Raw genomic sequence first — 15,394 nt, 5'->3', positions numbered from 1 at the left:
CCGCATGACCGACAGTTTCGTCACCCAGTGCCCACATTGCCAATCGCGCTTTCGCGTCAACCACGCTCAATTGAGCGTGGCCCGCGGCGTGGTGCGTTGCGGCTCGTGCCTGCAAGTGTTCAACGCCGCTCGTCAGTTGCTGGAGCAACGGGCCCAGGCGTCTGCGCCGGAACCTGAGGCGCCGACGACCGACGAGCCGGCCGTCGAACCGACTGTCGAAACGCCGCCCGAGCCACCGCGGGCCATCAGCCAGAAGCAGTGGACGGCTGAAGAGCTGGACCTGGATAACCTGGACAAGGAACTGGCCAAGCTGGAGCGTCGCGAGATCCAGCACACTCAGGCCGTGGGCGCAGAACGTCGCCAGCCAGGCGCCGACCGTCGGCAAAAGGAAGAGTCCTTCAGCGCCAGCCGCGATACGGTCAAGGCCGAGGAAGAAAAATGGGCGGCCAGCCTGTTCAGTGAGCCACCCGAAGAGCGCGCCCAGGCACCTGAAGAAGAGCCCGAGCCGGCCAAGGCGCCTGCGTCCAAACAGCGCACCGAACCGTCCATGTCGGTCCACACCGACGGCCTCGATGACGAACCGGCGCTGCACACCACCGCCGCGGATGACGACCTCGACCCACCGCTGACGCCCACCCTCGACGAGCCGGAACCCGAAGACCGCGCGCAGCCGCGACGCAAGCGCGCACGAGCGGAGGCCGGCGTACACGACGAGCTGCTCCAGGACTTGGAAGACGACCCCCTGCACCTGTATGCGCAGAAGCGCCCGTCAGGCTGGGGCCGCCGCCTGGTCTGGATAGTGCTGGTGGCGCTCGCCGCAGCCGGCCTGGCCGGCCAGTACATCGCCTACCAATTCGACGACCTGGCCCGCCAGGATGCCTACCGCCCGTGGTTCCAGGCGCTGTGCCCGAAACTGGGGTGCACCGTGCCATCGCGGGTCGACATTACCCATATCAAGAGCAGCAACCTGGTGGTGCGCAGCCATCCCGAGTTCGCCGGGGCGCTGGTGGTGGATGCCATCCTCTATAACCGCGCGACCTTCTCCCAGCCCTTCCCGCTGCTGGAGCTGCGCTTTGCGGATTTGAACGGCAGCCTGATTGCCAGTCGTCGCTTCAAGCCCGCCGAATACCTGAGCGGCGAGTTGGCCGGCGTGAGCGAAATGCCCTCGCAGACGCCGATCCACATCTCCCTGGACATCCTCGACCCCGGCAACAAAGCCGTGAATTACAGCCTGAGCTTCCATTCGCCCGAGTGAAACGGCGTGCCCACCGAGGTTTGACGGCGGATTATTGACTTGGCCGCCGTCGACCAAACCGATGGCGATAAAAAAGTAACTGTTCAGATTTTATCCAATTCAGCCTTTAACCAGTCATCGAGAGCGGGTATCATGCCAACCCTTTTTCGAACTCTAATGATCCGGCCCCACAACAGGGAAGTCCTATGTCGGCGGTACGCATCGGCCCATACACATTGCAGAACGGCTTGATCCTCGCCCCGATGGCGGGTGTCACCGACCAGCCCTTTCGTCAGCTGTGCAAGCGTTTGGGCGCGGGTCTAGTAGTCTCTGAAATGGTTACCAGCGACATGAGTTTGTGGAACACCCGCAAGTCGCGGATGCGCATGATCCACGAAGGTGATCCCGAGCCACGCTCGGTGCAGATCGCCGGTGGCGATGCGCAGATGCTGGCGGATGCAGCCCGGGCCAATGTGGAGCTGGGTGCACAGATCATCGATATCAACATGGGCTGCCCGGCCAAGAAGGTCTGCAACAAGGCCGCCGGTTCCGCACTGTTGAAAGATGAGCAGTTGGTCGCCGAGATCCTGCAAGCCGTTGTCGGCGCAGTGGATGTGCCGGTGACCCTGAAGATTCGTACCGGTTGGGACCGGGACAACAAGAATGGCCTGACGGTGGCGAAGATCGCTGAACAGGCAGGTATTACAGCGCTGGCGGTGCATGGCCGCACCCGCGCCGACCTTTATACCGGTGAAGCCGAGTACGACACCATTGCCGCGATCAAGCAGGCCGTGTCGATGCCGGTCTTTGCCAATGGCGACATCGACAGTGCCGAGAAAGCCCGGCGCGTGCTGCACGCGACCGGTGCCGATGGCTTGTTGATTGGCCGGGCCGCCCAGGGGCGGCCGTGGATTTTTCGTGAAATCGAGCATTTCCTGCGTACCGGTGAAGTCTTGCCGGCACCAGAGTTGGTCGAGGTGGAACGTATTCTGCTAGAGCATCTGGCCGCCCTGCACGCCTTCTATGGGGACGTGATGGGAGTACGCATTGCTCGCAAGCATGTCGGCTGGTATCTCGCCACCTTGCCGGGCGCCAAGGAATTCCGCGCTCAGTTCAATCGTTTGGATGAAACGCAGGCACAGGTCGCCACCGTTCGTGAGTTCTTCGCCGGACGCGACAAGAGCCTGGGAACAGGGGATGGAGAAGGGGTGGCCGCATGACGATGATGACCGAGACTTTAGTGAGTGGAACAACACCCGTGAGCGACAACGTCAATTTGAAACAGCACCTCAACACGCCGAGCGAAGAAGGCCAGACCCTTCGCGGGAGTGTCGAGAAGGCGCTGCACAATTATTTCGCCCACCTTGAGGGCGCTTCCGTCACGGATGTGTACAACCTGGTGCTCTCCGAAGTCGAGGCGCCCTTGCTCGAAAGCGTGATGAACTACGTCAAGGGCAACCAGACCAAAGCCAGTGAGCTGCTGGGCCTCAACCGTGGCACCTTGCGCAAAAAGCTCAAGCAGTACGATTTGCTGTAAGCATTCAATCAAACCAGAAAGGCGCCCGCGTAAAACCGGTCGCCTTTTTTGCTGACTTCCTTTGCTTTTGATGGAAATTGAGATGACCGACCAGACCACCCGCCTGCCGATCCGCCGTGCCTTGATCAGTGTTTCCGACAAGACCGGGATCCTCGAATTTGCCCGGGAGCTGGAAGCCCTGGGTGTGGAAATCCTCTCCACGGGCGGGACCTTCAAACTGCTGCAGGACAACGGCGTGGCCGCAGTAGAAGTCGCGGACTACACCGGTTTCGCAGAAATGATGGACGGTCGCGTCAAGACCCTGCACCCGAAAATCCACGGCGGCATCCTTGGCCGTCGCGGCATCGACGACGCCATCATGACCGAGCACGGCATCAAGCCGATCGACCTGGTGGCCGTCAACCTGTACCCGTTCGAAGCCACCATCAACAAGCCAGGTTGCGACCTGCCGACCGCCATCGAAAACATCGATATCGGCGGCCCGACCATGGTGCGTTCGGCGGCCAAGAACCATAAAGACGTGGCCATCGTGGTCAACGCCAGCGACTACGCCAGCGTCCTGGAAAACCTCAAGGCCGGTGGCCTGACTTACGCACAGCGCTTCGACCTGATGCTCAAGGCATTCGAACACACCGCCGCCTACGACGGCATGATCGCCAACTACATGGGCACCGTGAATCAAGCTGCGGACACCTTGAGCACAGAAGGCCGCAGCCAGTTCCCGCGCACCTTCAACAGCCAGTTCATCAAGGCCCAGGAAATGCGCTACGGCGAGAACCCGCACCAGAGCGCGGCGTTCTACGTGGAAGCCAAGCCGGCCGAAGTGGGCATCGCCACCGCTACTCAACTGCAGGGCAAGGAACTCTCCTACAACAACGTGGCCGACACTGACGCTGCGCTGGAATGTGTGAAGAGCTTCGTCAAGCCGGCCTGCGTGATCGTCAAGCACGCCAACCCGTGCGGCGTGGCCGTCAGCCCGGACGCTGAAGGCGGTATCCGCCAGGCGTACGAACTGGCCTACGCCACCGACACCGAATCCGCGTTCGGCGGCATCATTGCCTTCAACCGCGAGCTGGATGCCGAGACCGCCAAGGCCATCGTCGAGCGCCAGTTCGTCGAAGTGATCATCGCCCCAAGCGTCAGCGAAGAAGCCCGCGCCATCGTCGCCGCCAAAGCCAACGTGCGCCTGCTGGCCTGTGGCGAGTGGTCGGCAGACCGCGCCGCGGCCTGGGACTACAAGCGCGTCAATGGCGGCCTGCTGGTACAGAGCCGCGACATTGGCATGATCGGTAGCGACGACCTGAAAGTCGTGACCAAGCGCGCGCCGACCGAGCAAGAGATCAATGACCTGATCTTCGCCTGGAAAGTGGCCAAGTACGTCAAGTCCAACGCCATCGTCTACGCCAAGAACCGCCAGACCATCGGTGTCGGCGCGGGCCAGATGAGCCGTGTGAACTCGGCACGTATCGCCGCGATCAAGGCAGAACACGCCGGTTTGCAGGTGGTGGGTTCGGTGATGGCTTCCGATGCATTCTTCCCGTTCCGTGACGGCCTGGACAACGCTGCGAAAGCCGGCGTGACCGCCGTGATCCAACCGGGCGGCTCGATGCGTGATGCAGAAGTCATCGCCGCCGCTGATGAAGCTGGCATTGCGATGGTCTTCACCGGCATGCGCCACTTCCGCCACTAAACAGCACCCCTTCTCTACTGTAGGAGCGAGCTTGCTCGCGAAAAACTCAAGAACGCCACGGGGTGTCAATTTACCCTCGTCATCGTTGGCGACCTTCGCGAGCAAGAACTAGGCGTCCCCCTCGCTCCTACAGAGAAGCACAGCGTTTCTCAGAGGTTTTTGAAATGAATGTTTTGATCATTGGCAGCGGTGGCCGTGAACACGCCCTGGCCTGGAAAGTAGCCCAGGACCCACGCGTGCAGAAAGTCTTCGTGGCCCCCGGCAACGCCGGTACCGCCATCGAAGCCAAGTGCGAAAACGTCGCCATCGACGTGCTGGCCCTGGAGCAGTTGGCCGATTTTGCCGAGAAGAATGTTTCCCTGACCATCGTCGGCCCGGAAGTGCCGCTGGTGGCTGGCGTCGTGGATCTGTTCCGCAGCCGTGGCCTGGACTGCTTCGGCCCTACCGCTGGCGCCGCCCAGCTGGAAGGCTCGAAAGCCTTCACCAAGGACTTCCTGGCTCGCCACAAGATCCCGACGGCCGATTACCAGAACTTCACCGAGATCGAGCCGGCCCTGGCTTACCTGCGTGAAAAAGGCGCACCGATCGTGATCAAGGCCGATGGCCTGGCTGCCGGTAAAGGCGTGATCGTCGCCATGACCCTGCAGGAAGCCGAAGACGCCGTGCGCGACATGCTCGCCGGCAATGCCTTTGGTGACGCGGGTTCGCGTGTGGTCATCGAGGAGTTCCTCGACGGCGAAGAAGCCAGCTTTATCGTGATGGTCGACGGCAAGAACGTATTGCCGATGGCTACCAGCCAGGACCACAAGCGCGTCGGCAACGGCGACAGCGGCCCGAACACCGGCGGCATGGGTGCCTACTCCCCGGCACCCGTGGTCACCGCCGACGTGCACCAGCGCGTCATGGACCTGGTGATCTGGCCAACCGTGCGCGGCATGGCCGATGAAGGCAACGTGTACACCGGTTTCCTCTACGCCGGCCTGATGATCGACAAAGCCGGTAACCCGAAAGTCATCGAGTTCAACTGCCGCTTCGGCGATCCGGAAACCCAACCGGTGATGCTGCGCCTGCAATCGAGCCTGGTGCTGCTGGTGGAAGCCGCCCTCGCCCAGGCCCTGGACAAGGTCGAAGCACAATGGGACCCACGCCCGAGCGTCGGCATCGTGCTGGCGGCCGGTGGCTACCCTGCCGACTACGCCAAGGGCGATGTGATCGAAGGCCTCGACGCGGCGGCTGCGCTGGAAGGCAAGGTGTTCCATGCGGGCACCGCGCTCAAGGACGGCAAAGTTGTAACCGCCGGTGGCCGCGTATTGTGCGCCACCGCGATGGGTGCCAGTGTCGATGCCGCGCAACAACAGGCGTACAAACTGGCGGCGAAAATCGACTGGAAAGGCTGCTTCTACCGCACCGACATTGGCTACCGTGCCATTGCCCGCGAACGTGGTGAGAACAACTGAGCAGCTACACTTGCAGTAGCTATCCGTTCGGTTAGGTAAGGGCCTTTGGCCCTTGCCGTACCCTGTCGCCCCGCGCATAGTTAACCCGTGCATCCACCTACCGAAGGGATTTCGCCGTGCGCTGGCTCAGGATCGCCATAGGTTTCACAATCAGTCTGCTGACCCTGCTCTGCTTGCCGCCGGCCCAGGCCGCCGCGCAAGGCAGTGGCTGGGCAGTATTGCTTGATGAACAGGCCGACCTGCAACTGAGCGACATCCGTTCCGCCCGCTACACCAATCAATTCAGCCCCATCGAACTGGACCGCATCACTGCCGCGCAGCCGGACGGTGCGTTGTGGGTGCGTTTCAGGTTGCAGCCTGGCAAGCACGAACAAGTGCTGCGGGTGTTCGCCCCGGACCTGTCCAGCCTGAGCCTGTACGTGCTGGACGGCGACACCCTGGTGGAGCAACAAATCACCGGTACTCGCCAACCCCAGGCTGAGCGTCCGTTGCCCAGCAGTGACTTCATGTTACCGATGCCCCAGAGCCCGCGGCCCCTGGAAGTGTACCTGCGGCTGGTTTCGGAACACGAACTGCGCCCTTACATCACCCTGGAACCTGCGGTACTGGCCGCCGCCAACCAGAACCAGACGCTGATCTACGGCCTGCTGTTTGGCGTGCTGGCGATGTTGATCCTGCACAACCTCACGCGCTTCGCCTACCACCGCTCGCGCAGCAGCCTATGGCTGGCCGCGTGCGAGTTCCTGTTGATGCTCAGCCTGGCGCTATTGCTTAACCTGGTGGGGCCGTGGCTGCCGAACTGGCACGCGATCCAGACCCCTGGCGCCTACCTGGCCCTGTTGCTGACCGCCCCCTGCGGGCTGATGTTTGCCTACCGCTTCTTCATGCCCCTGGGCCCGCACCCGCTGAACAAAGTGTTGATGGCTGACATCCTGCTGATCATCCTGTGCGGCCTGTTGCTGTTGTTCGTCAATACCTTGCCGTTGAACATCATCACCTATGCCCTGGTCGCGCTGGCGGGCCTGAGCATGCTGTTTGTCTCGGCCTATCACTGGCAAAAAGGCTATCGCCCGGCGCGCCTGTTCGTGGCGGCCATGGTGGTATTCAACATCGGCACGCTGATCATCCTGCCCGCCCTGCTCGGCCTCACCCTGGTGGCGCCACAAGGCCTGATCGTCACCCTGCTGAGCTTTATCTGCCTCAGTGGCCTGCTGATGAGCCTGGCCCTCGGCGAGCGTCAGCGCGCCATTGTCGAAACCCGCTTCAGCCTGAGCCGCGACCTGGCGGCCAGCAACGCCGAAATCGCCGCCAAGGCCGAGTTCCTGGCGAAGATCAGCCACGAAATTCGCACGCCCATGAACGGTGTGCTGGGCATGACCGAATTATTGCTGGGCACGCCGTTGTCGGTGAAGCAACGTGACTATGTGCAGACCATCCACAGCGCCGGTAACGAGTTGCTCACCCTGATCAACGAGATTCTCGACATTTCCAAGCTCGAATCCGGCCAGATCGAACTCGATGATGTGCAGTTTGACCTCAATGCATTGATCGACGATTGCCTGAGCATCTTCCGCGCCAAGGCCGAGCAACAGAATGTCGAGCTGATCAGCTTTATCCAGCCTCAGGTGCCACGGGTGATCAGCGGTGACCCGACGCGGCTGCGCCAGGCGCTGCTGAGCCTTCTGGAAAACGCCCTGCACAAAACCGATGAAGGCGAAGTGCTGATCGTTGTCGCGCTGGATGAGCGCAGCACCAAGCCCCGCCTGCGCATTGCCGTGCAGGACAGCGGCGTGCCCATGGAAGCGGCCGAACGCGACGCTCTGCTGCACAGCGAACTGCACAGCAAAAACTTCCTCTCGGCGACGCGCTTGAGCGGCCATCTGGGCCTGGTCATCGCCCGCCAGTTGATCCTGTTGATGAACGGCGAGTTCGGCGTCAAGAGCGGCAGTCATCAGGGCAGCACCCTATGGCTGACCCTGCCCCTGGACCCGGAACGCCTGGAGCACCCGACCAGCGACCTCGACGGCCCGCTCAAGGACGCCCGCGTGCTGGTGGTGGACGACAACGACACCTGCCGCAAAGTGCTGGTGCAGCAATGCACGGCCTGGGGCCTGAACGTCAGCGCCGCGCCTTCGGGCAAGGAGGCCCTGGCGCTGCTGCGTACCAAGGCGCACCTGCGTGATTACTTCGATGTGGTGCTGCTGGACCAGAACATGCCCGGTATGACCGGCATGCAACTGGCGGCGAAGATCAAGGAAGACCCGAGCCTGAACCACGACATCCTGCTGATAATGCTCACCGGCATCAGTAACGCGCCGAGCAAGATCATTGCGCGCAACTGCGGGATCAAGCGCATCCTCGCCAAACCGGTGGCGGGCTATACCCTCAAGACCACCCTGGCCGATGAACTGACCCAGCGCAGCAAAGGCGCCCTCGTTGCACGCCCGGCCCCCAGCGCACCGGTAGCCATCACCGTGCCCAGTGATTTCCGCATTCTGGTGGCCGAAGACAACAGCATCTCCACCAAAGTGATTCGCGGCATGCTCGGCAAGCTCAACCTCAACCCGGACACCGCCAGCAACGGCGAAGAAGCGCTGCAGGCGATGAAAGCCCAGCGCTATGACCTGGTATTGATGGACTGCGAGATGCCGATCCTCGATGGTTTCTCTGCCACGCAGCAACTGCGGGCGTGGGAAGTCAGCCACCAACGCGTGCGCACGCCGGTGGTGGCGCTCACCGCGCATATCCTGTCGGAACACAAAGAACGCGCACGCCAGGCGGGCATGGACGGGCATATGGCCAAGCCGGTGGAGCTGTCGCAGCTGCGCGAACTGGTGGACTACTGGGTGGCGCAGCGCCAACAACGCCCTGAGCACAGCACCCTTTCCTGACTTGAAATACCATCCCCTGTGGGAACTGGCTTGCCTGCGATTGGCCGTAAGCCTCTCCGTAACTCTGTAGCAAACAACGGTAACCACGATGCGAAGCGAGCCGCTCTTGATCTTGATCTGCTCTTGATCTTGATCTTGATCTTGATCTTGATCTTGATCTTGATCTTGATCTTAAGCGCCCCGTTAAACCACGCTGGCCGGAATTCGACAGGGATTTGGGGGGTAAACCGGCAGGGATGCCGGTTTAGCCGCCCCGCGCCATGGATGGCGCGTGGCGGCGGCCCCCCAAATCACTGGCGGATTACGGGCACACCGAGCCTAGGCGAGGTGCCGAGTGGTGGGGCAAGAGCGTTTTGCTTACTTTTGCGCTTTTCAAAAGTGAGCCGCCGTCAGGGCGGAACCCTAAGTGGCCGTTACCTAAATAACGGATATGTACCCGGTCCAACTGTGTTGACTGTTAGGCCGTCTTCGCAGGCAAGCCAGCTCCCACATTTGGACTGCGGCGCATCAGCTAGATCAGCGTCGGCTGTCAGGCCGCCATCGCAGGCAAGCCAGCTCCCACATTTGATCTCTGTCAGATAGACTCCTCCCCACTTCCCCCGCCCGCGAGCCGCCCCCATGCTCCATGTGTTATTCAGCGTTTACCTGAAGATGCTGGTGCTCTACAGCCCGTTCTTTGTGCTGTCCTGCTTTATCAGCCTGACCCGTGGCTATTCCAGCAAGGAGCGTCGGCGCCTGGCGTGGAAGGTCGCACTGGCCACCCTGGTATCGAGCGTGTTGCTCTACCTGTTTGGCCGGGTGATTTTCAGCGTGTTCGGCATTACCGTCGACGCGTTCCGTATCGGCGCCGGCAGCGTGTTGTTTATCTCCGCCCTGGGCATGGCCCAGGGCAAGTCGGCGGTGCAGACCGACAACGTACAGCAGGACGTGACCATCGTGCCGCTGACCATCCCCCTCACCGTCGGCCCCGGCACCATCGGCGCCTTGCTGGTGATGGGCGTCAGCCAACCGCACTGGGACGACAAACTCACCGCCATCCTCAGTATTGCCCTGGCCAGCCTGACGGTGGGCGTGGTGCTGTACCTGTCTAACCGTATCGAACGCATTCTCGGCGACCAGGGCTTGCAGATTGTCAGCCGCTTGATGGGCCTGTTCGTCTGCGCCCTGGCCGCGCAAATCATTTTTACCGGGGTACGCGGCTACCTGGTGCCTTAGATCCGGTATTTGGCGATAGCCATTTCGACTTTGTCACCGGCGCTTTCGCGCATCAGTTGGATGGTTTTCTCGTTGACCATCGAGGTATTGAGCACCAGGCAAGTCTGCCCACTGAAGGCCTCTAACGAGGAGCTGTCCCACTCCAGGAACGGCAGGCCCACCTGTTTATCCACTCCATGGGTGCTGTAGGTCACCAGCACCATGATCAACTCGCCGCCTGTTTCAGCGCAGGAGGCCAGGCCGAAATCGCCGCCCTCGCGCACCGCGCAATTGCGCTTGAACAGCTCGAAAGACGCTGGCTGACGCTTCAATGCGTCCAGCGCATCGGCGGCCAGCTTTGGCAATGCGCTGAGCAACGGCCCGGACAGCGCCGTCGACGTCAGCATCGAGGCGATGATATTCAGCGCTGCCAGTTGCACCGTCAGGCCCTTGCCCGCCCGCGAGACCCGCTCAAAGCGACTGCGCAGGGGCAGCCAGCCCAGGCCGACCATGACCTTGATAAATTCCTCGTACCACGCCTCGCTACCACGCTGGACGTTCAGCACATCGCTCACATAACTGCTGGCCAGCAAATAGCTTTTGCGCACGTATTCGCGGTTCAACGCCGACAAGCCTTCGGCAAACGAAATCACCCCGTTGTTGACCACCGCCGCATTGCAATCATCCTCGCGATCCTGCGCGCCAGTGGCCTGCCGTGCAGGTGCGCCCGGCAACTTGTAGGCGGCGATCAACTTGCGCCTTTTTTTGCTGTTGATCCTTCTGTGACGTCGCTCCATTTTCTGTTCTCCACAAGCACCCCACATGGGGCTTGCTTCCACACTAGTCCAGGGAGCGGCGGGCTTTCCATGCGACAAACATCCCTCGGCCTGCCCCGCCCAAAACCAGCGCCCAGCAATGACAAGGCGCGGCGGGCAGGCGTGCGGTTTTCATCGTAAAAAAAAGAAAAAGCCCCGACCAACGCCAGGGCAATCCCTAGGTTATTCGGAGCTTTCCGGCAGCCAACGGGGCTGTTTTCAGGAGTTGGGTTTGTCGCCATACCAACGTGGCGTGTACACCCACTCGCCCCCACCGGCGCGAGGGAACACACAGGTGGTAGACGAACCGATCAGCACCATGGTGCGCATGTCCACCTGCTCGGGCGTCAGTTGCCCCAAGGTGGTCACGCGCAGCGTCTGGCCTGGGCGGCCGATGTCACGGCCCAGCACCACAGGCGTCTGTGGCGTGCGATGCAGCGCGACGATCTCCAGGGCGCGCCCCAGTTGCCAAGGCCGCGCCCGCGAGATCGGGTTGTAGAACGCCAAGGCTAGGTCGGCCTGGGAAGCCAGGTCCAGGCGTTTTTCGATGATCGACCAGGGCTTGAGGTTATCCGACAGCGACATCACACAGAAGTCATGCCCCAGCGGCGCGCCCGCCTGGGCGGCGGTGGCCAGCGAGGCGGACACCCCCGGCAGGATTTCCAGGTCGACCTGATGCCAGGCCGGCTCACTGGACTCGTGCAGCGCTTCGATCACTGCCGCAGCCATGGCGAATACGCCAGGGTCACCAGAGGACACCACCACCACCGAACGCCCTTGCGCAGCCAACTCGAAAGCATGGCGGGCGCGCTGCATTTCTTCGCGGTTGTCGGTGCAGTGTTGCACTTGGTCGTCCCGGAACGGCCCGGCCATGCGCACGTAGGTTTCATACCCCAGCACATCGGTGCAACGCGCCAGTTCCGCCTTCACCGCCGGCACCATCAGTTCAGCGGCGCCGGGGCCCAGGCCGATCACCGCCAGACGCCCGCGCGGGCGCCCAACCTGCGACAGGTCCAAGGGCTGCTCGGCCACGGTAATCCTGATATCCGCCACCGGCGCCACAGCGGCAAAACGCAGCGGTACGCCCAGGGCCGACGCGGCTTCATGCAAGGACGCGTCAGCCATCTGCAGGTCGCTGGCCAGCAGGCAGGCCAGGGACTGCACGGCCACACCCGCCGCCTGCAACGCCGTGCGCACACGCTCGGCCAACTGCGCACCCGGCCGGCAGGTGACGTAGACGTTCTGCGGGTAAATCAGCAACTCGTTGGCTGCCGGTGTGCGCTCGGCACTGCCCACATGAATCGCCAGTCGCGCTTGTTGATCCTGAGGCAGGCTAGCGTCCTCCAGCCATGGCGCCGCGCCTTCGATACGCACGCTTTCGCCGGCCAGAAGGTCGGAGACAAAGCGTTTGCCCAACTCGATATCGGCCAGTTGATAGCCCGCCGGCGGGTTGAGCAGGCAGGTGCCAAAACGCAACTCGCCGCTGGTGGTGATGGCGGCGGACACGCCGAGCGCTGCCGCAATATCGCGCGCCATGAGGTTTACGCCCCCCAGGCCACCGAGCAACGGCACCACAGCGCTGCCGTCTTCAGCCACGGCCAGCACGGCGGGCTCTTCGCCCTTTTCCAGCAGCAACGGCGCCAGGGTGCGGATCACAATGCCCGCGGCGCACAGGGCAATCAGGGGCGTGCCCTGCTGATAAAGCTGACGCAAGGTCGCGCCGAATTCGCTGTAGGTGCGGTCTGCACCTTCAACCCGTGTGGCCAGGCCGTGGATCAACGCGCCGGGGTAAACCTGCTGGAGCTTGCGCGCAGTCGCCAGGCTGCCCTGGCCCAGAATCACAATCGCCGGAGTCATCAACCTTGCCACCGTTCACCGGGCACGATGATCAGTGAGAAATACGGCGAAGACATCGGCTCCACCTGATCCAGCGGCACAATCTTCTGGTTGGCCATGGTGGCACGCTCCACATACAGCGCCCGCTCGGCCAGGCCCAGTTCTTCCAACACCTGGCGCACCTTCGGGAAGTTACGCCCCAGCTTCATGATCACGGCGGCATCGGCATCCGCCAGGCGGCGCTTGAGGTCCTCATGGGGCAATACGCCCGAGAGCACCGACAAGCTCTGGTTGCGATACACCAACGGCGCGCCAAGTACCGAGGCGCCCCCGAGCATCGAGCACACGCCTGGAATCACCTCGGCGTCGTAGCGCTCGGCCAGGCGGTCATGCAGGTACATGTAGGAGCCGTAGAAGAACGGGTCACCTTCGCAGATCACCGCCACATCGCGGCCCGCATCCAAATGCGCGGCCACATCGAGGCTGGCGTTGTCGTAGAAGTCGCTGATCACCTGCTCGTAGGACAGCGGCGCCGGCAGCACTTCGGTGGTCACCGGGTACACCAGCGGCATCAGGGTCTGTTGCGGTACCAGGTGGTCCTCGATGATGCCGAAGGCGTTGCCCTTCTTGCCCTTGGCCACGAAGTACGCCACCACCGGCGATTCACGCAGCAGGCGCAGGGCTTTGAGGGTAATCAGTTCCGGGTCACCGGGGCCGACGCCCAGGCCGATCAAACGTCCGCGCACCTGCATTATTCGACCTCCGTGGCCAGGGCATTGACCGCGGCGGCGGCCATGGCACTGCCACCCAGGCGACCTTGCATGATCACGAACGGCACCCCACGGCTGTCAGCGGCGAGCATCGCCTTGGATTCAGCGGCGCCAACAAAACCCACCGGAAAACCGAGGATCAACGCCGGTTTCGGCGCGCCGGCGTCGAGCATTTCCAACAGGTAGAACAACGCGGTCGGCGCGTTGCCGATCACCACCACGCTGCCTTCCAGATGCGGGCGCCACAGCTCAAGGGCAGCGGCAGAACGGGTGTTGCCCAGCTCGCGCGCCAGCTCCGGCACGCCGTCGTCACGCAGAGTACAGATCACTTGGTTATTGGCCGGCAGGCGTGCACGGGTCACGCCTTCGGAGACCATCCGCGCATCGCACAGAATCGGCGCGCCAGCGGCCAACGCGTCGCGCCCGGCCTTGCCCGCTCCTTCGGAGAATTGCAAGCCGTCGATGGACTCGACCATGCCGCACGCATGAATCACCCGCACCGCGAGTTTTTCCAGATCAGCCGGGATGCGGTCCAGGTTGGCTTCCGCGCGAATAATGGCGAAGGAGTTGCGATAGATCTCCTGACCGTCGCGGATGTAATCAATCATCGGTGTTGCTCCGTGGACGAGCGCGCAACAGGGCGCCCGCCGCTTCAATGGAAAGAGTGCGCGCGTGCAGCCGGCCAAAACCTGGCTGGGCTGCATCGCGAAAATAGAGGTCGTAGTGGCCGGGGCTCGTCGCCAGCAAGGTGGCGGGCGCGGTGTGCGCGGCGGCGCAGGAGCGCGGGCAGCCGGACAGGTGCACCTCGACGCCCGGTTGCAGAGCAGCCAGTTGCACGGCGTCGGCCTTGGTGTCGGCCAGGCCTTTTGCGCAGCCACTGGAGCCGGTGCAGGCAATCATGCGCGCCAACGGGTGGTCGAGGGAGCAGATAAAGCCCAGTTGCGCCAGGCGCTCGGTCACGGCGTGAGGCTTTTCGACGTTGGGCACCAGCACGCCTTGCCAGGGGGTGAAGCGCAAGGTGCCGTCCCCATAGTCGCTGGCCAGTTGTGCGGCGCCCTTGAGCATCGCCGGGTCCAGGCGGCCCAAGGGCGCGAGGGCAGCGACGTAGAACTGATTCTTCTGCACTTGTGGATAAGTGCCCACCTGCAGCGACGCGTCGCTGGGCGGGCGTGTGAAGCCGTCGGCTGGCAGCAGCGGCACACGCAAATGGCTCAGCACGTTATCCACAGGCAAATGGCGCATGCGCGTTTGCTCAGGGGTGGCGAGGTCCAGAAAGGCTTCCAGCACAGCCACCACCAACCCATGGCCCTGGTCCAATGGCACGGCGGCGAGAGGCGCATCCAGACCCGGGCACCCGGCCAGGCCGAACGCAAGCAGGGTTTCGCCATGGCGTACGAAGGCCGACAACCACAGGTCGTGGTGATGTTCGAGCATCGCCAGGTCTTCGCCGCCATCGAGCTGCACCGCGAACTTGGCCGACAGTTCATGGAAACGCGGATGGTTTTCCAGGGTGGCGAGGATCTGCGCGGCCAGCGGGCGGGTGTCGAATAGCATTTGCGGGTCAATGCCGGCGCTGGGGCTGAGCATCAGGTTGCGCACGTCGTCACCGCCCGCGTTGCTGGGGCCCAGGCCCGCCGCCAGCAGCCGGGCGATCAACGCTTGCTGCTCGGCGCCGATGCCGCGAATCTGCAAGTTGGCGCGGTTGGTCGCCTCGATCACTCCGCCCGCATACGTCTGGGCCGCGTCCGCCACGGCGTGGGCCTGGGCGGCGGTGATCGTGCCGCCCGCCAATTTCACCCGGCAAATGCCGCCGTCCAATGCCTGGACAATACGCAGCAACCCCGGACAAGCCGAGGGGCGCAAGGTATTCACAGCGGGCGTTGGGTTCACGGGGCTACCGGTTGACGGGTAAAGGCGCGGTATTATGCCTGCTTTGTCCGGCGGCATGAAAAGCCTGCCCGTCGGATGTC

Annotated in this window: 12 protein-coding genes; 7 read left to right on the top strand and 5 right to left on the bottom strand. The window is 62.9% G+C overall.

Going from position 1 to position 15,394, the window contains the following annotated elements; all coding sequences use genetic code 11:
- Positions 1 to 4: 4 nt before the first annotated feature.
- The 7 genes from HU731_RS19080 (at position 5) to HU731_RS19050 (ending at position 10,024) form a co-directional block, all read left to right on the top strand.
- The gene (locus tag HU731_RS19080; RefSeq protein WP_186609436.1) at positions 5 to 1,255 is read left to right on the top strand and encodes a DUF3426 domain-containing protein; all 1,251 of its coding nucleotides are present in this window, start codon (positions 5 to 7) and stop codon (positions 1,253 to 1,255) included.
- 185 nt (positions 1,256 to 1,440) lie between these two features.
- Complete coding sequence (gene dusB / locus HU731_RS19075; protein WP_034126416.1) at positions 1,441 to 2,454, top strand: tRNA dihydrouridine synthase DusB; 1,014 nt, start codon at positions 1,441 to 1,443, stop codon at positions 2,452 to 2,454.
- A complete protein-coding gene (gene fis, locus HU731_RS19070; RefSeq protein WP_002555375.1) occupies positions 2,451 to 2,771 on the top strand; it encodes a DNA-binding transcriptional regulator Fis in 321 nt (106 codons plus the stop codon). The genes dusB and fis overlap by 4 nt, the downstream gene beginning before the upstream one ends.
- Before the next feature lie 82 nt (positions 2,772 to 2,853).
- Positions 2,854 to 4,461 carry a bifunctional phosphoribosylaminoimidazolecarboxamide formyltransferase/IMP cyclohydrolase gene (purH, locus tag HU731_RS19065; protein ID WP_186609438.1) on the top strand — a complete coding sequence of 536 codons (1,608 nt, stop codon included), beginning with the start codon at positions 2,854 to 2,856 and terminating at the stop codon, positions 4,459 to 4,461.
- A gap of 164 nt (positions 4,462 to 4,625) precedes the next feature.
- Positions 4,626 to 5,918, top strand: a complete 1,293-nt coding sequence (gene purD / locus HU731_RS19060) for a phosphoribosylamine--glycine ligase (protein ID WP_014716727.1) — start codon at positions 4,626 to 4,628, stop codon at positions 5,916 to 5,918.
- Between the two features lie 116 nt (positions 5,919 to 6,034).
- Entirely contained in the window at positions 6,035 to 8,809 is a 2,775-nt protein-coding gene (locus HU731_RS19055) for a hybrid sensor histidine kinase/response regulator (RefSeq protein ID WP_186609446.1), read from the top strand.
- A 618-nt stretch (positions 8,810 to 9,427) separates the two neighbouring features.
- Positions 9,428 to 10,024 (top strand): type III secretion system genes modulator TspR, encoded by a 597-nt coding sequence (locus HU731_RS19050; RefSeq protein WP_003171467.1) that lies wholly within the window; start codon positions 9,428 to 9,430, stop codon positions 10,022 to 10,024.
- On the opposite strand, the gene HU731_RS19045 is transcribed toward HU731_RS19050, so the two are convergent.
- The 5 genes from HU731_RS19045 to cobG all read right to left on the bottom strand — a co-directional run bounded on the left by HU731_RS19045 (position 10,021) and on the right by cobG (position 15,371).
- Complete coding sequence (locus HU731_RS19045; RefSeq protein ID WP_186608311.1) at positions 10,021 to 10,800, bottom strand: hypothetical protein; 780 nt, start codon at positions 10,798 to 10,800, stop codon at positions 10,021 to 10,023. The two genes, HU731_RS19050 and HU731_RS19045, sit on opposite strands and share 4 nt — an antisense overlap.
- 237 nt (positions 10,801 to 11,037) lie before the next feature.
- Positions 11,038 to 12,675 (bottom strand): precorrin-3B C(17)-methyltransferase, encoded by a 1,638-nt coding sequence (cobJ, locus tag HU731_RS19040; protein ID WP_186608310.1) that lies wholly within the window; start codon positions 12,673 to 12,675, stop codon positions 11,038 to 11,040.
- Positions 12,675 to 13,406 carry a precorrin-2 C(20)-methyltransferase gene (locus tag HU731_RS19035; RefSeq protein WP_032893769.1) on the bottom strand — a complete coding sequence of 244 codons (732 nt, stop codon included), beginning with the start codon at positions 13,404 to 13,406 and terminating at the stop codon, positions 12,675 to 12,677. Before HU731_RS19035 ends, cobJ begins: the two co-directional genes overlap by 1 nt.
- Positions 13,406 to 14,032: a precorrin-8X methylmutase gene (locus HU731_RS19030; protein WP_186608309.1), complete on the bottom strand. Its 627-nt coding sequence runs from the start codon at positions 14,030 to 14,032 to the stop codon at positions 13,406 to 13,408. Before HU731_RS19030 ends, HU731_RS19035 begins: the two co-directional genes overlap by 1 nt.
- The gene (gene cobG / locus HU731_RS19025; protein ID WP_186608308.1) at positions 14,025 to 15,371 is read right to left on the bottom strand and encodes a precorrin-3B synthase; all 1,347 of its coding nucleotides are present in this window, start codon (positions 15,369 to 15,371) and stop codon (positions 14,025 to 14,027) included. The genes HU731_RS19030 and cobG overlap by 8 nt, the downstream gene beginning before the upstream one ends.
- Positions 15,372 to 15,394 lie beyond the last annotated feature (23 nt).

Source organism: Pseudomonas salmasensis (assembly GCF_014268375.2).
Lineage (GTDB): Bacteria > Pseudomonadota > Gammaproteobacteria > Pseudomonadales > Pseudomonadaceae > Aquipseudomonas > Aquipseudomonas salmasensis.
This window is presented reverse-complemented; position numbering and strand designations above follow the sequence as displayed.

Coding starts and splice junctions, on each gene's coding strand:
- HU731_RS19080 (WP_186609436.1), top strand. CDS start 5: ATGACCGACAGTTTCGTCACCCAGTGCCCACATTGCCAATCGCGCTTT.
- dusB (WP_034126416.1), top strand. CDS start 1,441: ATGTCGGCGGTACGCATCGGCCCATACACATTGCAGAACGGCTTGATC.
- fis (WP_002555375.1), top strand. CDS start 2,451: ATGACGATGATGACCGAGACTTTAGTGAGTGGAACAACACCCGTGAGC.
- purH (WP_186609438.1), top strand. CDS start 2,854: ATGACCGACCAGACCACCCGCCTGCCGATCCGCCGTGCCTTGATCAGT.
- purD (WP_014716727.1), top strand. CDS start 4,626: ATGAATGTTTTGATCATTGGCAGCGGTGGCCGTGAACACGCCCTGGCC.
- HU731_RS19050 (WP_003171467.1), top strand. CDS start 9,428: ATGCTCCATGTGTTATTCAGCGTTTACCTGAAGATGCTGGTGCTCTAC.
- HU731_RS19045 (WP_186608311.1), bottom strand. CDS start 10,800: ATGGAGCGACGTCACAGAAGGATCAACAGCAAAAAAAGGCGCAAGTTG.
- cobJ (WP_186608310.1), bottom strand. CDS start 12,675: ATGACTCCGGCGATTGTGATTCTGGGCCAGGGCAGCCTGGCGACTGCG.
- HU731_RS19035 (WP_032893769.1), bottom strand. CDS start 13,406: ATGCAGGTGCGCGGACGTTTGATCGGCCTGGGCGTCGGCCCCGGTGAC.
- HU731_RS19030 (WP_186608309.1), bottom strand. CDS start 14,032: ATGATTGATTACATCCGCGACGGTCAGGAGATCTATCGCAACTCCTTC.
- cobG (WP_186608308.1), bottom strand. CDS start 15,371: ATGCCGCCGGACAAAGCAGGCATAATACCGCGCCTTTACCCGTCAACC.